This is a genomic window from Dactylosporangium sucinum (assembly GCF_014647515.1).
Classification (GTDB): Bacteria; Actinomycetota; Actinomycetes; order Mycobacteriales; family Micromonosporaceae; genus Dactylosporangium; species Dactylosporangium sucinum.
This window is the reverse complement of the sequence record NZ_BMPI01000034.1, coordinates 89,692-114,527: the sequence shown is the minus strand read 5'-3', so window position 1 is coordinate 114,527 and position 24,836 is coordinate 89,692. Positions and strand designations below refer to the sequence as shown.

16 protein-coding genes are annotated in these 24,836 nt (G+C 68.9%); 14 read left to right on the top strand and 2 right to left on the bottom strand.

The window, feature by feature from the left end; translation table 11 throughout:
- The 5 genes from IEZ31_RS30845 to IEZ31_RS30830 form a co-directional block, all read left to right on the top strand.
- Window positions 1-543, top strand: a 543-nt coding sequence (locus tag IEZ31_RS30845; protein ID WP_190253529.1) for a substrate-binding domain-containing protein, incomplete at its 5' end; no start/stop codon positions are given.
- Between the two features lie 7 nt (window positions 544-550).
- Complete coding sequence (locus tag IEZ31_RS30840) at window positions 551-1,402, top strand: sugar phosphate isomerase/epimerase family protein (protein ID WP_190253528.1); 852 nt, start codon at window positions 551-553, stop codon at window positions 1,400-1,402.
- 107 nt (window positions 1,403-1,509) lie between these two features.
- On the top strand, window positions 1,510-7,521 hold the full coding sequence (locus tag IEZ31_RS30835; protein ID WP_190253527.1) for a ThuA domain-containing protein: 6,012 nt from the start codon (window positions 1,510-1,512) through the stop codon (window positions 7,519-7,521).
- A 134-nt stretch (window positions 7,522-7,655) separates the two neighbouring features.
- A complete protein-coding gene (locus tag IEZ31_RS58290) occupies window positions 7,656-7,781 on the top strand; it encodes a hypothetical protein (protein WP_268241700.1) in 126 nt (41 codons plus the stop codon).
- A 150-nt stretch (window positions 7,782-7,931) separates the two neighbouring features.
- Window positions 7,932-10,439 carry a hypothetical protein gene (locus IEZ31_RS30830; RefSeq protein WP_229836008.1) on the top strand — a complete coding sequence of 836 codons (2,508 nt, stop codon included), beginning with the start codon at window positions 7,932-7,934 and terminating at the stop codon, window positions 10,437-10,439.
- Window positions 10,440-10,915: 476 nt separating this feature from the next.
- Here IEZ31_RS30830 and IEZ31_RS30825 read toward each other — a convergent pair whose 3' ends face one another.
- Window positions 10,916-12,007, bottom strand: a complete 1,092-nt coding sequence (locus IEZ31_RS30825) for a LacI family DNA-binding transcriptional regulator (RefSeq protein WP_229836007.1) — start codon at window positions 12,005-12,007, stop codon at window positions 10,916-10,918.
- Window positions 12,008-12,207: 200 nt separating this feature from the next.
- Here IEZ31_RS30825 and IEZ31_RS30820 point away from each other — a divergent pair, with 200 nt between their 5' ends.
- The 6 genes from IEZ31_RS30820 (at window position 12,208) to IEZ31_RS30795 (ending at window position 19,625) form a co-directional block, all read left to right on the top strand.
- Window positions 12,208-13,125: a carbohydrate ABC transporter permease gene (locus IEZ31_RS30820; protein WP_190253526.1), complete on the top strand. Its 918-nt coding sequence runs from the start codon at window positions 12,208-12,210 to the stop codon at window positions 13,123-13,125.
- Between the two features lie 2 nt (window positions 13,126-13,127).
- A complete protein-coding gene (locus tag IEZ31_RS30815; RefSeq protein WP_190253525.1) occupies window positions 13,128-14,048 on the top strand; it encodes a carbohydrate ABC transporter permease in 921 nt (306 codons plus the stop codon).
- Between the two features lie 74 nt (window positions 14,049-14,122).
- Window positions 14,123-15,463, top strand: a complete 1,341-nt coding sequence (locus IEZ31_RS30810) for an ABC transporter substrate-binding protein (protein ID WP_190253524.1) — start codon at window positions 14,123-14,125, stop codon at window positions 15,461-15,463.
- A gap of 83 nt (window positions 15,464-15,546) precedes the next feature.
- Entirely contained in the window at window positions 15,547-17,598 is a 2,052-nt protein-coding gene (locus IEZ31_RS30805) for a beta-galactosidase (RefSeq protein WP_190253523.1), read from the top strand.
- A 351-nt stretch (window positions 17,599-17,949) separates the two neighbouring features.
- Window positions 17,950-18,864: an LLM class flavin-dependent oxidoreductase gene (locus IEZ31_RS30800; protein ID WP_190253522.1), complete on the top strand. Its 915-nt coding sequence runs from the start codon at window positions 17,950-17,952 to the stop codon at window positions 18,862-18,864.
- A gap of 437 nt (window positions 18,865-19,301) precedes the next feature.
- Window positions 19,302-19,625: a DeoR family transcriptional regulator gene (locus IEZ31_RS30795; RefSeq protein ID WP_190253521.1), complete on the top strand. Its 324-nt coding sequence runs from the start codon at window positions 19,302-19,304 to the stop codon at window positions 19,623-19,625.
- Between the two features lie 173 nt (window positions 19,626-19,798).
- Here IEZ31_RS30795 and IEZ31_RS30790 read toward each other — a convergent pair whose 3' ends face one another.
- The gene (locus IEZ31_RS30790) at window positions 19,799-20,839 is read right to left on the bottom strand and encodes an aldo/keto reductase (RefSeq protein ID WP_229836006.1); all 1,041 of its coding nucleotides are present in this window, start codon (window positions 20,837-20,839) and stop codon (window positions 19,799-19,801) included.
- 335 nt (window positions 20,840-21,174) lie between these two features.
- Between IEZ31_RS30790 and IEZ31_RS30785 the strand changes: the two genes are divergently transcribed.
- The 3 genes from IEZ31_RS30785 to IEZ31_RS30775 all read left to right on the top strand — a co-directional run bounded on the left by IEZ31_RS30785 (window position 21,175) and on the right by IEZ31_RS30775 (window position 24,768).
- The gene (locus IEZ31_RS30785) at window positions 21,175-22,260 is read left to right on the top strand and encodes a LacI family DNA-binding transcriptional regulator (protein ID WP_190253520.1); all 1,086 of its coding nucleotides are present in this window, start codon (window positions 21,175-21,177) and stop codon (window positions 22,258-22,260) included.
- 88 nt (window positions 22,261-22,348) lie between these two features.
- Entirely contained in the window at window positions 22,349-22,675 is a 327-nt protein-coding gene (locus tag IEZ31_RS30780; RefSeq protein ID WP_190253519.1) for an L-rhamnose mutarotase, read from the top strand.
- Window positions 22,570-24,768 (top strand): beta-galactosidase, encoded by a 2,199-nt coding sequence (locus IEZ31_RS30775; protein ID WP_190253518.1) that lies wholly within the window; start codon window positions 22,570-22,572, stop codon window positions 24,766-24,768. The genes IEZ31_RS30780 and IEZ31_RS30775 overlap by 106 nt, the downstream gene beginning before the upstream one ends.
- Window positions 24,769-24,836: the final 68 nt, after the last annotated feature.

Below are 24,836 nucleotides of genomic sequence, written 5' to 3'. Positions count from 1 at the left end.
CCCGGCGGCAAGGTCCTCGCCCTGCGCATCCTGCCCGGCGTCGACGTCCTGGAGACCCGCTGGTCCGCGGCGAAGGTCCAGTTCGACAAGGCGAAGGTCAACGTCGTCGGGGTCGAGTTCACCGACGGCGACCCCGCCAAGACCAAGAAGATCGTCAACGACTACATCCAACGCTACGGCACCATCGACGGCATCTGGATGGACGCCGGCGCCACCGCCGTCGCCGCCGTCGAGGCCTTCCAGGACGCCGGCAAGCCCGTCCCGCCGATCAACGGCGAGGACCAGCTCGACTTCCTCAAACTGTGGAAGGACAAGAAGCTCACCGCCATCGCACCCACCTACCCCACCTACCAGTGGCGCACCCCGATCATCGCCGCCCTGCGCGTCCTCAACGGCGAGCAGGTGTCCAGCCCCTGGAAGCTGCCCCAGCCCACCATCACCCAGGACAACCTCGACCAGTACCTCGACGCCGGCATGCCGCCGCTGCACTACGCCATGTGCGGCTGCACCGACCTGCCCGGCTACCCCCAGCGCTGGAAGTAGGCACCGGATGTACGCCATCGGCATCAACCCGTGGGTGTGGACCTCGCCGGTCGACGACGCCGCCCTGGCGGACCTCGTCCCGCGGATCGCCGACGGTGGGTTCGACGCCGTCGAGCTGCCGATCGAGCAGCCCGGCGACTGGGACCCCGCGCGGACCCGCGACCTGCTGGCCGCTCACGGGCTCACCGCCGCCGGTGTCTGCGCGGTCACGCCACCAGGCCGTGACCTCGTGGCCACCGACCCGGAGACCGTCGAGGCGACGGTGGCGTACCTCAAGTGCTGTGTGGACAGTGCGGCGGCCGTCGGCGCTCCGTGCGTCGGCGGCCCCGTCTACGCCGCCGTCGGCCGCACCTGGCGGATGACCGCGGATGAGCGGGCCGCCTGCTACGCCGACTTCCGCAGGGCCCTGCTCCCGGTCGCCGACCACGCCGCGGCCCGCGGGGTGACCATCGGCGTCGAGGCGCTCAACCGCTACGAGACCAGCGTCGTCAACACCGTCGAGCAGACCCTGCAGCTCATCGACGGCCTCACCGACACGGTCGGCATCATGATCGACACGTACCACATGAACATCGAGGAGGCCGACCCCTACACCGCGCTGATCATCGCCGGCCCCTACATCAAACACGTCCAGGTCAGCGGCACCAACCGCGGCGCACCCGGCACCGACCACTTCGACTGGCCCCGGTTCTTCACCGCACTGGCAACAACCGGCTACCGCGGCGCGATCTGCATCGAGTCCTTCACCGCCGACAACGAAACCATCGCGACCGCCGCCTCCATCTGGCGACCGCTGGCCCCCACCCAGGACAGCCTCGCCTTCAACGGCTTCGCCTTCCTTCGGAGGATCACCGCCTGACATCAAAAGCCTAGAGCCAACTCCCCGCCAATCCGACGGCGCCGGCACGCCGCACGGTCATGACCGCACCCAGTAGTTCCTCGTGTCCCAGAGAGGTACCGCATCTCATGAACGTGACCTGGCGTCCCCGGTGGGGACGGCTGTTCGCGATACCAGTCGCCTGTGCGCTCGCACTGTCCATGATGGGCTCGTCGCCGTCGGCCGCGCATGAGGGCGCGCACGACCAAGCCCACGTGCTGATCTTCACCAAGACCACGCAGTTCCGGCACAGCGAGGCGATCGAGCAGGGTGTTCCCGTGCTGCAGGCCGCGTTCGCCGACGCCGGGATCACCTCGCAGCACACCGAGGACTCGTCCATTTTCAACGACGCGGACCTCGCGCACTTCGACGCGCTCGTGATGTTCCAGACCTCCGGCGACCCGTGGACCGCCGACCAGAAGGCGGCGATGGAGCGCTACATGCGGGCCGGGCACGGCATCGTCGCCATCCACAACGCGACCGACATGCGCGGCAACTACGCGTGGTGGGACAACATGATCGGCACGCTGATGCCCGGCCACGCCGCCACCGGGACCAGCCCCGGCCAGCCGGGCACCGTCCGCGTCGAGGACCAGACCCACCCGTCGACACGGCACCTGTCGCAGCGGTGGCAGCGCGCCGACGAGTGGTACAACTATTCGCTCAACGTCCGCGGCTCCGCGCACGTGCTCGCCACGATGGACGAGACGACGTACGTGCCGGGCGGCAACGCCATGGGCTACGACCACCCGATCTCCTGGTGCAAGCCGTACAGCGGCGGCCGAGCCTGGATGACCGGCATGGGCCACTTCGGCGCCCACTTCACCGGCGAGACGCAGCTGGTGCAGCACATCGTGGGCGGCGTGAAGTGGGCCGCCGGGCTGGAACAGGGCGATTGCGGCGGCACGATATGGGACAACTTCGAACGCGTTCCGCTGGACGAGAACACCAGCGCGCCGTTCGCCATGGCCGTCGCGCCGGACGGCCGGGTCTTCTTCACCGAGCTGGTCCGCGGCCAGATCCGGGTGTACGACCCGCGGACCAGGACCACCTCGACCGCGGTCACGATCCCGGTGTACTCCGGCGGTGAGGACGGCCTGCTCGGCATCGCGCTCGACCCGAACTTCGCCCAGAACGGCTACCTCTACGTCTACTACGCGCCGGCGAGCACGAACGACAGCGATCCGGCGAACTTCTCCAACCGGCTGTCCCGTCTCACCGTCGGGCCGGGCTCGCAGATCGACCGTGCCACGGAGAAGGTCCTGCTGCAGGTGCCGGCGCGGCGGCTGCCCGACGAGCCCGGGCACACCGGCGGTGGTCTCGCGTTCGGCCCGGACGGAAACCTCTACCTGAGCGTCGGCGACGACGTGAACCCACACTCCGAGCCGTCCGGCGGCTACGCGCCACTGTCGGAACGGGACGGAACGTTCCACGACGCGCGGGCGACCTCGGCCAACACCAACGACCTGCGCGGGAAGCTCCTGCGAATCCACCCCGAGCCCGACGGCACCTACTCCATCCCCGCGGGCAACATGTTCGCGCCGGGCGTGCCGAAGACTCGGCCGGAGATCTACGCGATGGGCTTCCGCAACCCGTTCCGGTTCTCGATCGACCCGAAGACCGGGGCCGTCGGGCTGGCGGACTACTCGCCGGATAACAGCAACGACAACCCGGACCGCGGACCCGCCGGCATCGCCGAGTGGAACCTCATCACCGAGCCCGGCTTCTACGGCTGGCCGCTGTGCATGGGCAACAACGAGCCGTTCCGGGACGTGGACTACCGGACGAGCCCGGTGACGGCCGGCCCGTCCTTCGACTGCAGCCGGCCGATCAACGACTCGGTGCGCAACACCGGCCTGACCGAGCTGCCGGCGGCCAAGCCGCCGAAGATGTGGTACGGCTACAAGCGTTCATCGGTGCCGTCGGTCATCCCGCAGGGCGGTGGTCTGGCTCCGATGGGCGGCCCGTTCTACAGCTTCGACCCGAACCTGCAGTCGGACACCAAGTTCCCGTCGTCCTACGACGGCAAGGCGTTCTTCTACGAGTGGGCGCGGAACAAGATGTACTCGATCATCCCGAACGGGCAGGGCGGGATCGAGAAGGTCAACCCGTTCCTGCCGCAGGAGCAGTTCCGCGCGCCGATCGACTCCAAGTTCGGCCCTGAGGGCTCGATGTACGTGCTGGACTGGGGTGGCGGCTTCGGCCGTGACAACCCGAATTCAGGCCTGTACCGGATCGACTACATCTCCGGCTCGCGCTCGCCGACTGCGAAGATCAGCGCGTCGCGGGACGCCGGCCAAGCACCGCTGCAGGTCACCTTCGACGGCGCGGGCAGCACCGACCCGGAGAACGAGCAGCTGCGGTACGCATGGGACTTCACCGGTGACGGCGTGGTCGACTCGACCGAGCTGAAGCCGACCTTCACCTACACCACGAACGGCGTCTACAACGCCCGGCTCACGGTGACCGACCCGGCCGGCAAGACCGGGACGGCGACCGTGCCGATCACGGTCGGCAACACCCGGCCGGAGGTCACGTTCAACCTGCCGCCGAACGGCGCGTTCTTCGACTTCGGCGACGAGGTCAGCTGGAATCTGTCGGTCAGCGACGCCGAGGACACCCAGATCAACGACGCCGACGTGGTGATCCAGCCGGCGATGGGCCACGACGAGCACGCGCACCCGGCCGAACCGCTGCACGGGCGCACGGGCTCCGTGGTCACCGCCCTCGGCGGCGGGCACGGCGAGGACATGAACGTCTTCTACGCGCTCGACGGCCGCTACGCCGACTCCGGCGGCGCGGGAGGCATCCCGAGCCTGACCGGTTCGGACACCACCCTGCTGTTCCCGAAGCAGCGGGAGGCGGAGTTCTTCGACAACTCGTCGAACGTGACGGTCAGCCCGTCGCAGGACATCGAGGGCCACGCAAGCTCCATCACCGGCCAGAACGGCGCCTGGGCGTCGTATGCCCCGGTCAACCTGCACAACGTCAATCGGTTGATCCTGCGCGTGTCCGCCGCCGGCGCAGGCAGGATCGAACTGCGGCGGGGCGCACCGGACGGTGCGTTGCTCGGCACCGCGCAGGTGCCGGCGACCAACGGCGGGGGCTACGTCGATGTCCCGGTCGAGGTGTCCGACCCCGGCGAAACGTTCACTCTGTACGCGGTGTTCCCGGGCGCGGGTGCTCGGAGGCTGAACTTCATCGAGGCCGACGGCAAGGGCGTCTCGCCGACGAGCAAGCCGAGGGTCGCGGTGATCTCCCCGACGACGGCCGACAAGCTGGAGCCGGGCGAGATCCAGGTGTCCGCCGACGCGAGCGACGCGGAGAACACGATCACCAAGGTCGAGTTCTTCGCCGACGGCACGTCGATCGGCACCGACACCACGGCGCCGTACTCGGTGACCTGGAACGCGACCACCGAGAAGCGCTACCAGCTGACCGCGGTCGCGACCAACAACAAGGGCTACCGCACGAAGTCCCGGGCCGTGCAGGTCGAGGTCGGCAACCTGCTCGGCGCCTGGCAGACCTACACCAACACCACCGCCACGTTCAACCGGCCGGACCAGGACACCTGGATCGTCAACGCCGGCGGCGCGAACATGTGGCAGGGAACCGATCAGTACGGCTCGGTGTACCTGCCGGCGGCGGCCGGCGATACCTGGACCGCCACGGTGAAGATCGAGAGCCAGACGAACACGAACAACTCCGCCAAGGCCGGTCTGATCGTCCGCAACGACATCACCCAGCCGGGCAGTTCGCCCGGGTACGCGGCGATGACGCTGCGGGCGGGCTCCGGGTTCGAGTGGCTGCGCGACACCGACGGCAACGGCCAGCTCGACGCCAGCACCGGCGCCAGCACGACGAGCTACCCGTCCTGGGTGCGGATCGTGCGCGACGGCGGGAAGTACTACGGATACTGGAGCAAGGACGGAACGTCGTTCACCCCGGTCGGCGACCCGGTGACACTTCCTGGCGCGGCCGGCCCGCAGGACATCGGCCTCGCGGTCACCGCGCACAACGCGTCAGCCACCAGCACCGTGAAGTTCAGCGGCTTTACGCTGGTCGACCGGGCCATCCATCCGGCACCGCCGGAGACCGTTCCGTCCTGTGCGATCCGCGGCTCGGACGGCTTCGACGGTGACACGCTGAACACCGGCCGGTGGACCACGGTGCGGAATGCGCCGAACGTGCCGGTGCGGGTTACCAGCGGCGGGCTGGTGTTGCCGGTCACCAACGGTGACATCAACGAGGCGAACACCGGGCCGATCAGCTTCGTCGGTCAGCGCGCCAAGACTGGGCCGTGGACGATCACCACGAAGGTGACCATCCCGCACAACCGCGAGTGGCAGCACGCCGGTCTGCTCATGCATGGCACCGACAACGACTACGTCAAGGTGGCCTTCACCCGCACGTCGTCCGGCGGTCGGATCATGGAATTCCAGACCGAGGCAGGCGGGACGCGGACCTGGCACGCCAATGTGGGTGTGCCGGCGGACTTCCCGTCCACCGCGCACCTGCGACTGGTCAGCGACGGTCAGAAGCTGACCGCGGCGTACTCCGCCGACGGCCAGACGTGGACCGCGCTCGCCGGCTCCGCGAACGTCATCCCGAACGCGACCGTCGGCCTCATGGCCGCCGGTGATACCGGGACGGCACAGGTCGACGCCGTGTTCGACCACTTCACCATCACGCCGGACGGCTCGGACGACGGTGCCCGCGCGCCCGGCGACGAGTTCGACGGCAGCGCTCTCGACGGGTGCCGGTGGAATGCGGCCGTACGGTACGACTCGTCCAAGGTCGCGGTGAGCGGTGGTGCGCTGCGCATCGAGACCCAGCCGGGCGACATCAACGGCACCGACAACGCCTCGCCGCGCAACTTCGTCCTGCAGACGATCCCAGCGGACGTTGCCGCCGGTGACTGGACGATCGAGACCAGGCTGACGCCGACGATGCTGCACAAGTGGCAGCTGGCCGGCTTCCTGGTCTACAACAACGACGACAACTACGTGAAGTTCGACGTCGTGGCCAACAACAACGCCGGAACGCCGACCAACCTGCGCGCCGAGCTCGTCTCGGAACGCAACGCGCAGTTCGGCAACGGCGGCAACCGGTCGATCGACATCGCCGACTCGTCCGAGAGCGGCTGGTTCTACCTGCGGCTGAGCAGAAGCGGGAACACCTACTCGGCCCAGATCAGCGACGGCGGGGTCAACTGGACCTCGCTCGGTCAGCCGGTCACCAACGACGCCGCGATGACCTCGTTCGGTGTGATGGCGTTGGGTCCGGCGCAGGCACAGCCGGTCACGGTCGCGTTCGACCACTTCCGGATCCTCGACACGACCGCGCCGAACCTGACCGTATCGGTCGACCCGGCGCAGCCGAACGGTAAGCGCGGTTGGTACACCTCACCGGCGACGGTTACCGCGACCGCAAGCGATGACCGTCGCGGCCCGGTCCGCATCGAGTTCGCCCAGGGCGACGGCCCCTGGACGCAGTACCGCGAGCCGGTCCGGGTGACCGAGGACGGAATGCGGGAGCTGCGGTTCCGGGCGATCGACGAGGCCGGCAACCTCTCCGCACCGGCAACGGCGTCCCTGCGCGTCGACACCACGGTCCCGGTCGTGACCGTCGATGGCGCGGCGAACGGCGGCAAGTACGACGTCGGCGCGTCGCTGCCGATCGCCGCCACGGCACGGGACGCCACTTCGGGCGTCGACTCGGTGACCCTCCGTATGGACGGGGCGACGATCGGGAGTGGTGCGGGGGTCGAGCCCACAGCGGGCGGTCACAAGCTGACCGTCGTGGCGACCGACCTGGCGGGCAACGTCACGGAGGTGACGGTCTCGTTCGAGGTAGTCGCCACCTTCGTGAACACCGAGGCGCTCGTCCAGCGGTACCGGGACGACGGCCGGATCAGCCGGGAGATGGCCGACCAGCTGCACGGCCATCTCACGGCCGCCCGGAACACCGCGAAGAACGGAAACGTCAGGCAGGCCAAGGCTGCGCTCGACCGGTTCGAGGCGGTAGCTCACAAGGTCGGCGACGAGGCGGCGCGCACGCAGCTACTCGCGGCCAGCGCCTACCTGAGGACCCACCTGTGAGGAAATGACGGCGAGCCGGTGCCGGCCGGCTCCCGACCAGTGCCGGAGCACGCTTGGCGTGCTCCGGCACCGCGGCCGCGCTGAAAGGACAGCATCGACGCCCTGTACACCTTCCGCCGCTAACCACCGCCGCCATGGACAAGGGCCGCACCGCGATGCGCCTGGCCTCTGGCGTCGATCCGGCCGACACCGGCCACACCGAAGTGCTCATGCCGCTCCGGCTGGTCATCCGCGACTCAACCGGCCATGCGGCAGCTTGATCCAGCACACAGATGCGCAACCGATTCGTGCCGTGATACAGGCACGTGTTACCACCACCATCGAGGTCGAGCTGAATACATTTCAGCCCTCGGTGGGACTATCCGCACAAGGTCACCAATACTCACTCACCATCTTTTGGGAGAAGCGTCATGGACCTCGCGCATGTTCCCGCCAGTCGGCGTGCAGTCCTCCGCTCCGCATTGCTCGCCAGCGCCGCCTACGTTGCTCCGGGGCTTCTCAGCTCGGCCGCTGCCAGAGCCGCCACCGCCGTGCCGCGGTCGGTCTCGGGGATCTACCCGACGCTGGCGATGTTCAACAATGAGGACGAATGCGGTACCGGCGCAGTGGTTCCGTGGAGCGGCCGGCTGTGGGTAACCACCTACGGGCCGCACCTGGTGAAGGGTTCCAGCGACAAGCTCTATGAGGTGACGCCGGACCTGCAGCAGGTCGTGCGTCCGGAGAGCGTCGGCGGCACCCATGCCAACCGGATGATCCACGAGGAGTCCCGGCAACTGTTCATCGCCTGCTACGTGATCCGCGAGGACGGCACGGTGCGCACCATCGCTCGCGACGCGATGCCCGGCCGGCTGACCGGCACCGCCCGTCACATCAACGACCCTCGGAACAAAGTCCACTTCGCGACCATGGAGGAAGGCCTCTACTCCGTCGACGTCAACACCCTGGAGGTTTGGGGGGAGATCAGAGACGGCAACAGCGGGTTGACCAGCCCGACCCATCCGGCGGCGATCAGCTCAAAGCTGCCCGGCTACCACGGCAAGGGCCTCTATACGCAGGGAGATGTGCTGATCTACAGCAACAACGGCGATCAGGCACCGCAGGCACAGACCGACCCGACCACCGCCTCCGGGGCGCTCGCGGAGTGGCGCGGCAGTGGCGACTGGCAGTTGATCCGCCGCAATCAGTTCACCGAACTGACCGGTCCGGCCGGAATCGCGGGAGGCAGCAACAGCCCCGGCGACGCGGTGTGGGCGTTGGGATGGGACCACCGGTCCCTGATCCTCAACGTCCGCCAGGACGGCGAGTGGCACAGCTACCGGCTGCCCAAGGGCAGCCATAGCTACGACGGCGCCCACGGCTGGAACACCGAGTGGCCGCGTATCCGCGAGATCGGCCAGGGCGACGAGTTGCTGATGACCATGCACGGCGGCTTCTGGCGCTTTCCGGCCGGCTTCCGGGTCGGTCGCACCGCCGGCATCCGTCCGCGCAGCAACTACCTCAAGGTCATCGGCGACTTCGCCCGGTGGGAGGACAAGGTCGTCTTCGGCTGCGACGACACCGCCGTGGCGGAGTTCTACAACAAGCGTCGTCACAAGGGCAACATCGCCGGTCCGGGCCAGTCCCAGTCGAACCTCTGGTTCGTCGACCCCGCCGACCTCGACGGCTTTGGTTTCGCGATCGGTCGCGGAACGGTCTGGAACGACGATCCGGTCGAGGCGGGCGACGTCTCCGACCCGTTCCTCGTCGCGGGGTTCGATCGTCGCGTGCTCCACCTCACCCACGACTCGGAGCGCACGGTCACGTTCACCATCGAGGTGGACCGCATGGGTGACGGCGTATGGACCAGCTGGCTGAACATGCAGGTGCCAGGCCGAGGGTACAAGTGGGTAGGACTGCCCTCCACTTTCGAATGGGTACGGTTGCGCACCGACCGTGCCGCACAGAAGGTTACCGCCGCGTTCTCACTGTCCAATATCGACCGGCGCAGCAGCGATGCCGACCCCATCTTCGACGCTCTGGCGCGGATCGGCGACCGGGCCGTCACCGGCGGGCTCGTCCGGGCCCGCGGCGCGAACCTGCGGACGCTGGCCTACGTCGTCGACCGGCCAGCCGCCGACGGGGCCACGGCGCCGGTCGGGTACTACGAGCTGAACGACAACCTCACGCTCGCACGCGTGAACGATCCCGACGTCGACACCTGGCACCGCACGAATGTCGCCGTCCCGGTCGGCGTGCTCGAGGTCGACGAGGCGTCCGTGCTCGTCATCGACGACAAGGCGAGGCGCTGGCGGTTGCCGAAGCTCCACGACGCCTACGAAACCGAGCAGCCCCTCGGCCCGGAGCGGATCGCCCGGGAGGTGTGCACCGAACGGGACCTGTTCAACGCCCACGGCACGTTCTACGAGCTGCCCGCGGAGAACGCCGGTGGCTTCTCCAAGATGCGCCCCGTAGCAACGCATGGACGACGGATCAAGGACTACTGCTCCTACCGGGGCATGGTCGTCTTGACCGGTCTGCGCGACAACGCCCCGGCGAGCGAGCATGTCCTGACGTCGACCGACGGCAAGACCGCCCTGTGGGTCGGCGTCGCCGACGACCTGTGGAAACTCGGACGTCCTCGCGGAGTCGGCGGACCATGGAAGGACACTCCAGTCATCGCGGGCAAACCATCCGATCCTTACCTGATGACCGCGTACCAGGAGAAGATCATCCGGCTTTCCCACAAGAGTGATCAGGCAATCGACATCGCGGTGCAGGTGGACCTGACCGGCGAGGGCCGCTGGGTGACCTACCAGACCTTCACGGTGCGGAAAGGCCGCACGGTTACCCACATGTTCCCGGCCGGCTTCTCGGCGTACTGGATGCGCACGGTGGCCATGTCGGATGCCACCGCCACCGCCCAGCTGGTGTACAGCTAACCGGCAATGTAGTGCACTCGCTTCGGCAGGATCGCGGGGTGGTCCGCTCACCAAACAATCGTCGTGCCCGGACGGGGCGGTCTCGCGGCCGGGCACCGAAAGGACAGACCTCGCGATGTCCTCCGAGTCACTCCGGGCGCGACGGCGGATTGGGTTGGCCTCCGGCCGCCGATGTGGTGGCCAGCGGAGTGTGGCGGGCCCTACTGTTCCACGCCGGAAACTGGTCCGGATTGCTCCAGGCATCCGGGCGCGGATGGCCGTTCCAGCCGGTGATCCGCGCCCGGATGTCTTCCTCGAAGGGCCTGCACGCTATGTGCCCTCCACAGCGTGTCTGCTACTCCTGCTCGGCGCTGCGGCCCGGCTGCCCGGTGCTGCCGATGAGGACGTAGCCCTCGTTCGTGGTGTGAACGGGTGGCCGGGGCGCGCGACCCGCGATCAGCAGGGACCGAGTCGAAATGAACCTAGCCCACGGGGCTTCAGCCAGTTGCTGGCGTGGTGCTGCCGCGCACGATGAGGTGGGTCGGGACGAGGTCGGTGCCAGGGCCGGCGGGTTCGTTGCGAATCTGCCGGAGCAGTGCCTGCACGCAGCGTCGGCCGACTTCGGCGAAGTCCTGGTGCACGGTGGTCAGCGGGGGCAGGTACGACGCGGCGTCGGGGATGTCGTCGAAGCCCACCACGCTGATGTCCGTGGGCACGATGCGCCCGCGCTCGTGCAGGGCTCGCAGTACCCCCAGGGCCATCTGGTCGTTGGCCGCGAAGATACCGGTGCAGTCGGACTTGTCAGCCAGCCGGAGGCCGGCCCGGTAGCCCGATTCGGCGGACCAGTCGCCGCGCTCGATCGGCGGCAGCGGGCAGCCGGCGGCCTCCAGGGTCTCCCGCCAGGCCTTGGCGCGGCGCTCCGCGGCGAACGACTCGGCCGGCCCGGCAACGTGCCAGACGGTGCGGTGGCCGAGGTCGAGCAGGTGCCGGACGGCCTGCCGGGCGCCGTCGGCCTGGTCGGTGTCGACGACCGGGTAGCGGTCACCGGCGTCGGAGTCGACGACCACGACGTGCACGCCCGGCGGGAGCGCGACCGTGCTGGCGTCGAGGAGGTGGACCTCGATGATGACGATGACGCCGTCGACGGCGAGCTCGCCCATGCGGGTGAAGGCGCCGAGCACGTTGTCCTGGGTGGGCGCCCCGACCGGGATCAGCGTGATGGCGTAGCCCTCGGCCGCGGCGTGGGTGGCGATCGCCTCGACGGTGCGGCTGTTGCCGGTGGAGGAGAGGCTGAAGAGGATGACGCCGATGGTGTTGAACTGGCCGTAGCGCAGGGCGCGGGCGGCGCTGTTGGGCCGGTAGCCCAGCTCCCGCATCGCTGCCAGGACCAGCTCGCGGGTCTCCTCGACGACGCTGGGGTGGCCGTTGGAGACCCGGGAGACGGTCTGCGAGGAGACGCCGGCGAGCTTGGCCACGTCGGCCATGGAGACGCGTTGCTTGCGGCGACCGCCGGGGATGCCCGAACCGCCGCGCTGTGCGCCGCCCATGGGCACGAGCTGTGGGCGGTGCCCTTGGGCGTCGAGATCCATGCTGCTCCCTGCCTACTGCGCACGGTCGGTGTCACCGGCTTGACGACGTTGGTGAGGGGTGTCACTATACCGCAACCAAGTTTACGTAAACATTGCCGACTGTAACCCTCCTGTCGCCACTTGTCGTGTGGCGGAAACCGATCGTGAATGTTTACGTAAACACTGAACGTCCGGTCGTGCGGACGGGAAGGAGCGCACCGATGGCCTCGGCAGGGCTCGCAAGCGTCACGGCACTCGACCGGGCGCCGGCCCGGCGACGACGATCCTGGGTCGGGTGGCGGTTCGTCGGGCCGTTCATGACGGTCTTCGCCCTGGTCTTCCTCGCCCCGATCGGCTACTCGCTCTACCTGAGTGTGTTCCGCACCCGGCTCGTCGGCGGCACCACGTTCGTCGGCGCCGACAACTACGTGAAGGCGCTCAGCGACCCGCAGTTCTGGTCCGGCTTCGGCCGGGTGGCGCTGTTCCTGGCCGTGCAGGTGCCGATCATGCTGTTCCTGGCGTTGCTCGTCGCCCTGGTGATCGACAGCGGTCGCCTGCACGGCGCCGGGTTCTTCCGTATCTCGGTGTTCCTGCCGTACGCGGTGCCCGCGGTCGTCGCCACGCTCATCTGGGGCTTCATGTACGGCAACCGCTTCGGTCTCGTCGGCAACCTCAACGAGATGCTCGGCGTGACGCTGCCCGACCCGCTGTCCCTGGACCTGATCCTTGCCTCGATCGGCAACATCGTGACCTGGGAGTTCGTCGGCTACAACATGCTGATCCTCTACTCGGCGCTGCGGGTGGTGAACCCGTCGCTGTACGAAGCGGCGGAGATGGACGGCGCCGGGCAGGTGCGCATCGTCACGGCGATCAAGCTGCCGGCGCTGCGGGGACCTCTGCTCATCGCCACGATCTTCTCGATCATCGGCAGCTTCCAGCTGTTCAACGAGCCCAGAATCCTCAAGACGATGGCGCCGAACTCGATCACCACGTACTTCACGCCCAATTTGTACGCCTACTCGCTGTCGTTCGCCGGACAGCAGTACAACTACGCCGCCACGGTCGCCATCGTCATGGGCGTGCTCACCATGGTCGTCGCCTACCTGGTGCAGCTGCGCGGCGCGCGGAAGGCGGGCTGACCATGGTGACCACCGCCCTCGCCGACCCGACGACCCGCCCGGCCGCCGGCGATCGCACCGCTGCGCGGCGGCGGTCGCCGCGGCGGCGCCGCAGTCTCACGCTCACCGCGCTGACCGGGCTCATGCTGGTCTACACGCTGCTGCCGCTGGCCTGGCTGCTGATCAACGCGACCAAGACGCAGGACGGCCTGTTCCGGTCGTTCGGTCTGTGGTTCGACCGCGACTTCGCGCTGTTCGGCAACGTCGCCGACACCTTCACCTACGACGACGGCGTCTTCACTCGCTGGCTGCTCAACACGCTGCTGTACGTCATCGTCGGCGCCGGCGGCGCGACCCTGCTGGCGGCGCTGGCCGGCTACGGCCTGGCCAAGTTCGACTTCCTGGGCAAACGCGCGGTGTTCGCGCTGGTCATCGGCGCGGTCGCGGTGCCGGGTACCGCGCTGGCGGTGCCGATCTTTCTGATGTTCTCGAACCTGGGCCTGACGAACACCCCGTGGGCGATCATCGTCCCGTCGCTGGTCTCGCCGTTCGGCCTGTACCTGATGTGGACCTTCGCCCGCGACGCCGTGCCCGACGAGATGCTCGAATCAGCCAGTGTCGACGGCGCGGGGGAGTTGCGCACCTTCTTCTCGATCGCCGCGCCGCTGCTGGCCCCGGGCACCGTCACCGTCCTGCTCTTCAACGTCGTGGCGACGTGGAACAACTACTTCCTGCCGCTGATCATGCTCAAGGACCCGGACTGGTACCCGCTCACCCTCGGCCTCAACGAATGGAACCAGCAGGCCGGCACCGCGGGCGGCGAAGCGGTCTTCAACCTCGTGATCACCGGCTCGCTGCTCACCATCGTCCCGCTGATCGCGGCGTTCCTGCTGCTGCAGCGGTACTGGCAGTCGGGCCTGTCCGCCGGAAGCGTCAAGGAATGACCGGCGCACGGTCCTCAGCCCCGCCCCACACACCCACGTAATCCCGGTAGGCACACCCCACGAAGGGAACACTCATGACGGTCATCCGTCGCCGTAGGCTGCTCGCCAGTGCCGCGCTGTCCGTGGCGCTACTCGCCACCGGATGCGGCTCCGGCGGTGACAGCGGCCCCGGCGAACAGTCCGGCCCCGTGTCCGAGGCCGACGTCCAGGCCGCGCTCGACGCCGGCGGCACCATCACGGTCTGGGCCTGGGAGCCGACGCTGAAGCAGGTCGTCACCGACTTCCAGGCCAAGTACCCCAAGGTCAAGGTCGACCTGGTCAACGCCGGCACCGGTGACAAGCAGTACACGGCCCTGCAGAACGCGATCAAGGCCGGCTCCGGGGTGCCCGATCTGGCCCAGGTCGAGTACTACGCGCTGCCGCAGTTCGCCCTCGCCAGGTCATTGACCGACCTCGGCCCCTACGGCGCCGGCGCGCTCGACGGCACGTTCACACCCGGCCCGTGGAACGGGGTGCGGTCCGGCGGCACCGTCTACGGCCTGCCGATGGACTCGGGGCCGATGGCGCTGTTCTACAACAAGGAGGTCTTCGACAAGTACGGCATCGCGGTGCCGGCCACCTGGGACGAGTACGTCGCCGCCGCCAAGAAGTTGCACGCGGCCGACCCGAAGGCATACATCACCAGCGACACCGGCGACGCCGGGTTCACCACCAGCATGATCTGGCAGGCCGGTGGCAAGCCCTACCAGGTCGACGGCACCACGGTCGGTGTCGACTTCGCCGACGCCGGCACCAAGCGGTACACGACACTCTGGCAGCAGCTCGTCGACGGCAAGCTGCTCGCGCCGGTGACCAGTTGGAGCGACGCCTGGTACAAGGGCCTCGGCGATGGGACTATCGCCACCCTCGTCATCGGCGCCTGGATGCCGGCCAACCTCGAATCGGGCGTGAAGGCCGCTTCGGGCAAGTGGCGGGTCGCGCCGATGCCGCAATGGGAGGCGGGTGGCAAGGCCACCTCGGAGAACGGCGGCAGCGCCCTGGCGATCCCCGCCGCCGGCGCGAACAAGAAGCTCGCCTGGGCGTTCCTGAAGTACGCCACCGTCGAGGCCGGCGCGCAGAGCCGGGCCGACAACGGTGCGTTCCCGGCCACCACCGCCCAGCTCAACTCGCCGGCGTTCAAGGACAAGGAGTTCCCGTACTTCGGCGGCCAGAAGGTCAACCAGGTCCTCGCCGACGCCGCCGGGCAGGTCGTCACCGGCTGGTCCTACCTGCCGTTCCAGGTCTACGCCAACAACGTCTTCGGTGACACCGCCGGCAAGGCCTACCTCGGCGGCACCACCCTGCAGGACGGCCTCAAGGCCTGGCAGGACGCCTCCGTGAAGTACGGCAAGGAACAAGGCTTCACGGTCAAATGATCCCCGGTCCGTCCGGCCGTCCAGGGCGGCGGCCGGACGGACATGTTTACGTAACCATCAGCACGTAGCAACCAGGAGAAGCTGTGCAGGAACACCACGGTCACCGATGGCTGCGCTGGCCGTCGGACCCCGCCCGGCCACGCCTCGGGTTCGGCGCCGACTACAACCCGGAGCAGTGGCCGCGTCACGTGTGGGACGACGACGTGCGGGCAATGAAGGTGGCCGGAGTCAACATCGTCTCCCTCGCCATCTTCTCCTGGGCGCGCATCCAGCCCCGCGCGGACGAGTGGGACTTCGCGTGGCTCGACGACATCATGGACCTGTTGCACACCAACGGCATCGCCGTGGACCTGGCCACGGCAACGGCATCACCGCCGCCATGGCTGACCACGGCACATCCGGAGATCCTGCCCGTCGACCGCGACGGCCGGACGGTGTGGCCCGGCGCGCGGCAGCACTGGCGGCCGACGTCGCCGGTCTTCCGCGAGCACGCGTTGCGTCTGGTCCGGGCACTCGCCGGGCGCTACGGCAGCCACCCGGCGCTGGCCGCCTGGCACGTCAACAACGAACTCGGCTGCCACAACATCTACGACTACTCCGACGACGCCGCGGACGCGTTCCGGCAGTGGCTGTGCCGGCGGTACGGCACCGTCGAGGCGCTGAACCAAGCCTGGGGCACGGCGTTCTGGTCGCAGCGGTACAGCGAGTGGGCGCAGGTCCTGCCGCCACGCCTGGCGGCCTCGCACCCGAACCCCACCCAACAGCTGGACTTCAAACGGTTCTCCTCTGACGCGCTCAAGGACTACCTGCGGGCCGAGTGCACGGTGCTGCGCGAGGTGACGCCCGGGATCCCGGTCACCACCAACTTCATGATCATGGGCGAGACCAAGGGGATGCACTACGCCGACTGGGCGTCCGAGGTCGACTTCGTCGCCAACGACCACTACGTCGTGCCCGGTCCGCAGGCATTCGACGAGCTGTCGTTCTCGGCCAACCTCACCGGCAACATCGCCGGCGGCCGGCCCTGGTACCTCATGGAACACTCCACCAGCGCGGTGAACTGGCAACCGGTCAACGTCGCGAAGGCCCCGGGTGGGCTGGCCCGTGACTCGCTCACCCACGTGGCCCACGGCGCCGACGCCGTGTGCTTCTTCCAGTGGCGGCAGTCCGCGGCCGGCGCAGAGAAGTACCACTCCGGCATGCTGCCGCACGCCGGGGAGGACAGCGCCGTCTTCCGCGCGGTCACGGAACTCGGCGCGGCGCTGCGTGATCTGGCCGAGGTCGCCGGCACGACCCGCCAACCGGCCCGGGCTGCTGTCGTCTTCGACTGGGAGTCCTGGTGGACCGCCGAGCACGACTCGCACCCCACCGACCGGCTGCGCTACCGCCGGGAAGCCCTGGACTGGTACACCGCGCTCGTCGACCTCGGCGTCCGCGCGGACGTCGTCCCGGTCACCGCCGAACTGGAGCACTACGACCTGCTCGTCGCCCCGATCCTGCACGTCGTGCCCGCCGCGCTCGCCGATCGGCTGCGCGCCTATGTCGCCGACGGCGGCCATCTCGTCACGACCTACTTCTCCGGCATCGTCGATGAGCACGACCACGTCTGGCTCGGCGGCTATCCCGGCGCACTGCGGGACCTGCTCGGCATCCGGATCGAGGAGTTCGCCCCGCTGCTCGACGACCAGAGCGTTGAACTCGACAACGGCACGACCGGCATCCTGTGGACCGACCGCATCGACATCATCGACGCCGACGTCGAGGTGCTCGCCTGGTACAAGTCCGGTGACCTGGCCGGCCGCGCCGCGATCACCCGCCGCAGTGTCGGTACTGGATCGGCGACCTACGTGTCGACCCGGCTCGGACCGGCGGGACTGCGGCCTGTGCTGACCGACGTCCTCGACACCGCCGGCGTGCGCAGTGAGTTGCCCGACACGCTGCGCGGACAGGTCGAGCTCGCCGTCCGGCAGTCCGCCGACGCCGAGTACTGGTTCCTCGTCAACCGCACTGGCGAGCCGCGGGATCTGTCCGGCGTCGAGGGCGCCATCCTGTACATGCAGCAGGCTGGCGATACCGCCGCCCCCGGTTTGCTCGGTCCGCACGCGGTCACAGTGCTGCGCCGGAGGCAGGTATGACCGCGCCGCATGCGCCGTCGCGGGCCACGGGATCGGATGCGCGGCTGGAAGGCCGGGTCGCGGCCCTGCCCGCGACCCGGCAACGGCGCCGCCGGCGCCGCCGTTGACGCCGATGGATCGACCCCGCGGTGCTCGGCGACCTGGTCCAGTCGGCCCCACATCGCATCGAGCAGTACGCCAACAGGTTGCCGATGGTCATAAGGTCGCTGCGGGACTGCCCAGCATCGGACATTCAGCCGTCGGCCGCGACCTGCGACCGAAGGTCGAGCCGTAGGTCGAGCCGTAGGTCGCTGTCGCACGCCCTTCCGTGATCGTCGCGGAGGACGCTCACTTCTCTGCAAAGGTGGCCCTATGTCCTCAATACCACGTCCTGAGTGCCGCATCGGCGTCATGTTCGACTGTGACCGGGAGCCGGAGGAGCTTGTTGGTTTCGCGCAGGCCCTCGACGTGTTGCGGGTTGATGATTTCTGGCTGGTCGAGGATCTCGGCTGGGGTGGCGCGATCGCCTCGGCGGCCGCCGTGCTGGCGAGCACGCAACGGCTGCGGGTGGGGATCGGGATCGTGCCGGCGCCGCTGCGCAACCCAGCCCTGCTCGCCATGGAGGCGGCGACGCTCGCTCGGCTGTACCCCGGCCGCTTCGTTACCGGCATCGGACACGGCGTATCCGAGTGGATGGCGCAGGTCGGCGCCTCCACCCCGCAGAAGCTCGCGCTCCTTGAAGAGACCATCCGCGCTGTGCGGTCGCTCCTGCGCGGCGGGCCCGTCACGCTCGATGGTCGCGCAGTACACCTGCGTGACGTGCAGCTGTGGCACCCGCCCGCCGAACCGCCCGCCATCCTCGCCGGTGTCGTGCGCCCCCGCTCACTCGAGCTCTCCGGCCGCGTCGCCGACGGCACCATCGTCGCCGAGGGCCACGGACCCCGCGAGGTCGCCGCCGCGCTCGCGCACATCGACAAAGGCCGGGCCGCGCCCGGCGCGCCCGCCCGGCACGAACTGACTGTCTTCACCTATCTCTGCGCCGATGACGATGCTGCTCGTGTACGCGCCGCGACCGACCGGATCGTCGCCACGCAGGCCGCGTGGCTCGGCGTCGAGCCGGCCGACGTGTTTGTCATCGCCGGACCCGCCGCCACGGCGGCCAAGGCGGTCCGCACGCTGTGGGACGCCGGCGCGCAGACCGTCGTGCTGCGCCCCCTCGGCGACGACCGGCTGGGCCAGGTCCGCGCGGTGCTCGCCGCCCTCGACAGTCCCGCGGAGGGGGCTTGACGACTCGGCGACGGTGTCGGCAGCTGCCGATCGGGCGCATTGACTGTCGGACGACGGCGGGCGCGGCAGACGGTGGCGAAGGCCGGGTGGTGTGGTCCGCGCGGTAATCGGTGCGCAGGATCGCCCCGGTCAAGCTGCCGCCGGGCTGCGCCGGGCGGCGGTCCGGGCGTCGATGACGAGTTCTGCGCGCATGTGCTCGGCGATGGCGTAGCCGGCTGGCCGGCGGGAGATTCTGTGCCGCTAGGTCTGATGTATGTGCACAATTGTGCGGCGTCGAGTCCCGAATCTGGACGTGATTGGGGCTCTGGCGTATATATGCATCAGATGTTTGCGAGATCCTTTGGAGGGACTCCATGGAGTCCTGACCCCCCGTACCGAGGAGACACCTTGCCCCGCAGCGCCCTCTGTCTCGGCAACCGCACCTTCGCGCCCGGCCTATGATCCACGAGCTCGCCGCCCAGCGCCGGCAGTCGATCCTCGAGCTCGTGGCTCAGCGGGAGTACGCCACGATCGCCGAGGTCAAAGCTGTCACCGGTGCTTCCGCTTCGACGGTCCACCGCGATCTGGCACATCTGGCCAAAGCTGGCGTGGTGCGACGCATCCGTGGCGGCGTGACCCGGGCGGCCAAGCCTGTCGAGGCGGTGGCGGAGCTTCGCAACCGGCTGGTTTCCCTTCCACGAGTACTCGACCGTGGCGACCTGGCCGCCGTTCACAGGCTGCTGACCCAGGCACTGCTCGCCTGCGAACGGCTACGCCGATGATCGATAGCAAACGAATCCGGGCAACCACCCGCAGCCGAGGCCAGCGGTGGATGACGGTCATGGTTGAGCAGATCGCTCGGCCGGTCGAGCGACCGGGCCGGTCGGTGGTGCGCGCCCAGCTGGTCGTCCGGGCGAGCAGTGCGCCCTACCGTCCGCGCTGGGGCGATGCGGGCTCACCCGTCGGGACAACCGTCGGCTGGAACGGGGGCGTTGGGTCGGAGCAGTCCCTCGGCGAATAGGTCGGACCACAGCTCGGCCGGGGCCGGTGGCGCGGCGACGAGCGCGGCGTTGCGGGCCGCCTGGCCGGGCGTCGCGGCACCGACCACGAGGCATGCCACCGCTGGGTGCGCGGCGGCAAACGCCAGCGCGGCGGCTGGCAGGGTGGTCTGGTGCCGCGCGCAGACTGCGGCGATCGCCTGCGCCCGGGCCAGCAGGTGTGCCGGTACCGGCCGGTAGTCGTAGCGGGAGGACGGATCGGGAGCGTCTTGGGCGAGCAGGCCGCTGTTGTAGACACCGGCGTTGAGCACCGCGACGCCCCGCGTGCTGCAGGCGGGCAGCAACGCGTCGAGGGCTGGCTGCTCGAGCAGCGTGTAGCGCCCGGCGATCATGACCGCGTCCAGGTCGGTGCGGGTGACGAACCGGTGCAGGACCTCCCATTGGGTTGAGCCAGCGCCGATTGCCCCGATCACCCCCTGCTCGCGCAGGTCCTGCAACGCCGGATAGCCCTCATCGATGGCCGCCTGCTCATGGAACTCCGGGTCGTGCAGCAGGACCAGGTCCACCCGATCGACCCCGAGCCGGTGCAGGCTGCCCTCCAGGCTGCGCCGCACCCCGTCGGCGCTGAAATCCCATACCCGCCGATGGTCGGCTGGCACCAGAAACCCGTCGTCGCTGCGGCCGGCGCCGTCGGGGTCGGCGACCAGCAACCGGCCCACCTTGGTGCTGATGGCATACTCGGCGCGCGGCCGGCCCGCCAACGCCGCACCCAGCCGCCGCTCGGACACCCCGAGGCCGTAGTGCGGGGCGGTATCGAAGTAGCGAACGCCTCCTGCCCACGCCGCGTCCACCGTGGCGGACGCCGCCTCGTCGGACAGCACGTCGTACATGTTCGCCAGCGGCGCGCAACCCAACCCCAACCGACTGACGCGAACCGAGCTGTCCGCCAGACGAACACGGTCGGAACCGTTGTCAGGCATCAGGCAACCACCCTCCACGCATGTCGCCATCGACGCGGCCGCGGTCGACGGTGATCCAGTCAACCTCAGAGTGTTATCGATAGCAAGGTTCGGATCCACCGCGATGTAGCGCCTGTCAACGGGATCCGAGTACGGCGCGCGACTGGCGGCTGCGGCCGAAGCTAGTCAGCGACACCGATGCGATCGCCCGGCTGACCTGCTCCCGGTGCGGCCGCTGCCATGTGTGGGCAGCTCATAGCCCTATACCGGTCAGGTTTCCGTTGCGTCACGGGCGCTTGACAGTGGTGCTGTTATCGATAACTATTCTGGCCAACTGCATGTGACAGTCGTGCAATGACCTAGAGGTGGCCGCGATGACCGAGGTCGGCGTTCCGCCCACCACCGACGACTCGTTGATCGCGGGCGAGAAGGTTGACGGTGGCCTGTCGAATCAGACCCGGCCGCTGGTGATGTCGGATGTCGCCGCGGCCGCGGGGGTGTCGGCGCAGACGGTGTCCAGGGTGCTCAACGACCACCCGCACGTCAAGCGGGAGACCCGCGAACGGGTGCTGGCCGCGGTGCGGGAGCTGGGCTACCAGCTCAACTCCAGCGCCCGGGCACTGCGGACCGGGCGTACCCGTACTATCGGCGTGATCACTTTCGACGCGGTCCGCTACGGGCCAGCGAGCGTGCTGCAGAGCATCGGGCAGGCCACCCAGGAGGCGGGGTACGCGATCTGCGTGGCACCGCTGCGGTCACTGGACCAGCGGTCACTGCGCGACGCGGTGGACCTGCTCACCGGTCAGGCCGTCGACGGGATGATCACGATCGCACCGCACAGGGACATGGCCCGGGCTCTGCTGAACGTGTCGGCGAACGTGCCGATGGTGGCGTTGGATGACAGTTTTGACCCGCACGTCGCCGTGGTCACCGTCGACGAGGCCGCCGGTGCGCGGCAGGCCACCGAGTACCTGTTGCAGCTGGGTCACCGAACCGTCTGGCACATCGCGGGGCCGACCGACTCGATCGCCGCGGACGGCCGCGTATCAGGCTGGCGGTCGGCGCTCGTCGACGCTGGGGTGCCGGTGCCCGCGGTGCTGGTCGGGGATTGGGAAGCCCGCGCCGGCTACGAGCTGGGCCGTGACCTGGCCGATCGGGACGACGTCACGGCGGTGCTTGCCGCTAACGACCAGATGGCCCTTGGCCTGCTGCGCGCGTTGTCCGAACGGGGCCGTCGGGTGCCGCAGGACGTCAGCGTCGTCGGGTTCGACGACATCCCGGAGGCGGCGTATCTGGTGCCGCCGTTGACCACGATCCGACCGAACTTCCAGGAGATCGGCCGGCGCTGTGTGCAGGTGCTGCTGCGACGCATCGGCGGCGACGACGGCCGACCGTTGCGCTCGCAGATCCAGCCGGAGCTCATCGTGCGACGCAGCACGGGCGCCCCGCCGCGGATCTGACGGCTACCAGGTCCGGCCCAACTCGGAGTCCGGTTCCACAGTTCCCAACTTTGTTATCGATAACATACCGCTGTTTGAGGGGTTGAGCGTGCAGATTGTCGCGTTGTACACCCGGCTCCGGCCCGGTCAGGAGCTGGAGTACGAGAAGGCGCACCGGGTGGTGCCGGCTGAGATCGCCGACGATCTGCGCGCGCGGGGTGTGAGCGAGTGGCGGATCTTCCGCCGTGGCGTGCACCTGTTCCACGTCGTGCACGTGGACGACTACCGGGCCTTCGCCGCCGGTCCGGCCACCAACGCGACCGCCGAGGGGTGGGGCGCGGTGATGGAGCAGTTCCTGGAAATCCAGAACGACATGGACGACCCGGACCGCAACCTGCTTGGCCAGGTGTGGGCGTTGACCGAGAACGGGCAGTGACCGCGATGCTGTTCGGTGCCGCCTACTACCCCGAGTACGAGGCCGTAGACCGGCTCGATGCGGACATCGAGCTGATGCGGGCCGCCGGGGTCAACTACGTGCGGGTGGGCGAATCGACCTGGCATCTGTGGGAGCCGATCGACGGGCAGTTCAACTTCGACTGGATCACCCGGGTCGTCGACCGGTGCCACGCGGCCGGTATCTCGTCCATTGTTGGCACACCCACCTACGCGATCCCGGCGTGGCTGGCGAGACGCTACCCGGCGATCCTGGCCCAGACCGGTACCGGTACGCCGCTGACCTACGGCGGACGGCAGAACGTCGACATCACCCACGGCGCGTACCTGTTCCACGCCGAGCGGGTGATCCGCGCCGCGGTGGGGCACTTTGCCGGGCACGCGGGCGTGATCGGGTTCCAGGTCGACAACGAGACCGGGGTGTACCTGTTGCACAACCCGGGCGTGCGGGAGCGGTTCGCCGACCACTTGAAGGCCACGTACGGCAGCCTCGACGCGGTGAACGAGGCGTGGGGCACCAATCATTGGTCGCTCGGGCTGGGGGACTGGGCCGATCTGTGGCCGGCCGACCACAACAGCTCGCCCGGCTACAACCTGGCCTGGCGGCGGTTCCAGACGAGCCTGGTCACCGAGTTTCTGGCCTGGCAGGCCGGCATCGTGCGCGAACTGGCTCGGCCCGATCAGTTCGTCACCCACTGCACCGTCGGCGGTCACGAGCTCATCCGACCCGCGGGCAACGCCCGGGCGGTTGCCCGCCTCGTCGATATCCCTGGCGTCAACGTCTACTACTCCACGCAGGACACGCTGGAGTTACCGGATCACCACACGGAGCCGCCGGTGCCGTCCTGGGCGGCCGGGGTGGGGGTATGGGCTCTGTACCTGCAGGCCGACATGGCACGGGTCGCCGCCAAAAATGACCGATTCCTGGTACTGGAGTCGAATGCGTCCAACGCCGGCTACCCGCACGAGAACCATCCCGCCTACGACGGCCAGTGGCGTCAGGCGGCGCTGGCGCTGGCCGCTCGTGGGGCGCGCGGAATGGGGTACTGGCACTGGCACTCCTGCCACACCGGGAAAGAGATCTACTGGCGTGGCGTCCTCGGCCACGACTACCAGCCGGGCCGCCCCTACCGCGAGATCGCCGCGTTGGGCGCCGAGCTGGCTACGCTCGCCCCGTTGCTGGGTCAGGCCGAACCCGATGCCGAGGTAGCGTTCCTCTACTCCCAGGACAGCAAGTACGCACTGCAGTTCCAGCCGCCGCTGGCGGATCCCGTGACCGGGCGCCCGGATCCGGCTTCCTATGAGCGGATCTTCAACACCTTCTACCGTGGCTACTTCGATGCCGGCCTCCAGATGGCTTGCATCGACCTGGAGGAGGATCGGGGCGAGGATCTGAGCCGGTGGCCAGTGCTGGTGGTGCCGGCCGGGTACGTGCTCGCCGATGCCGATGCGAGCCGGCTGGTTGACTACGCCGCCGCGGGTGGGCACCTGGTCCTCACTCTGCGCACGGGCTACGTCGACGAGCACGGCCGGGCCCGGACCGACACGGCACCCGGCCCACTGTCGGTCCCGGCCGGTGTGGCATACCAAGAATTCACCAATCTGCGCACCGCTGTGCCGGTGGCCGTTGCGGCGGGCGAGCCGATCGCCTCCGACGGCGCCTCGGCGACCTACTGGGCCGACCTGCTGCGGGTGACCACCGCCGAGCCGGTCCTGCACTACGACCACCCGTCATGGGGCCAATATCCCGCAGTGACCACCCACCGGTGGTTCGCCGGGCGCATCACCTGGGTCGGCACCCTACCCGACCCGGTTCTGGCGAGAGATCTCGCCCGATGGACGGCAGCCGCTGCCGGCATTACACCATTGTGGACAGAGCTGCCAACGTCGGTGCGCATCGACTCGGCATCTCTGCCCGGCGGTCGGAAGCTCTGGTTCGTCGGCAACTGGTCCGGCCAACCGGTCAGCGTTCGGCTGCCCTTCACCGCGCAGCGCGCGCGGACGGGCGACACCTACCCCGAAGGCCACCAGCTGCAGCTGGCCGCCTGGGACACCACCGCCCTGCTCACCGCCTGACGCTCCGAATCCACCCGACACTCACCGGGTGTGTGCATACCTCAAATCCTCGGATGGAGGAAACACCT

Excerpts from the sequence above, each read along its gene's own strand:
- IEZ31_RS30840 (WP_190253528.1), top strand. The coding sequence starts at position 551 with ATGTACGCCATCGGCATCAACCCGTGGGTGTGGACCTCGCCGGTCGAC.
- IEZ31_RS30835 (WP_190253527.1), top strand. The coding sequence starts at position 1,510 with ATGAACGTGACCTGGCGTCCCCGGTGGGGACGGCTGTTCGCGATACCA.
- IEZ31_RS58290 (WP_268241700.1), top strand. The coding sequence starts at position 7,656 with ATGGACAAGGGCCGCACCGCGATGCGCCTGGCCTCTGGCGTCGATCCG.
- IEZ31_RS30830 (WP_229836008.1), top strand. The coding sequence starts at position 7,932 with ATGGACCTCGCGCATGTTCCCGCCAGTCGGCGTGCAGTCCTCCGCTCC.
- IEZ31_RS30825 (WP_229836007.1), bottom strand. The coding sequence starts at position 12,007 with ATGGATCTCGACGCCCAAGGGCACCGCCCACAGCTCGTGCCCATGGGC.
- IEZ31_RS30820 (WP_190253526.1), top strand. The coding sequence starts at position 12,208 with ATGGCCTCGGCAGGGCTCGCAAGCGTCACGGCACTCGACCGGGCGCCG.
- IEZ31_RS30815 (WP_190253525.1), top strand. The coding sequence starts at position 13,128 with ATGGTGACCACCGCCCTCGCCGACCCGACGACCCGCCCGGCCGCCGGC.
- IEZ31_RS30810 (WP_190253524.1), top strand. The coding sequence starts at position 14,123 with ATGACGGTCATCCGTCGCCGTAGGCTGCTCGCCAGTGCCGCGCTGTCC.
- IEZ31_RS30800 (WP_190253522.1), top strand. The coding sequence starts at position 17,950 with ATGTCCTCAATACCACGTCCTGAGTGCCGCATCGGCGTCATGTTCGAC.
- IEZ31_RS30795 (WP_190253521.1), top strand. The coding sequence starts at position 19,302 with ATGATCCACGAGCTCGCCGCCCAGCGCCGGCAGTCGATCCTCGAGCTC.
- IEZ31_RS30785 (WP_190253520.1), top strand. The coding sequence starts at position 21,175 with ATGACCGAGGTCGGCGTTCCGCCCACCACCGACGACTCGTTGATCGCG.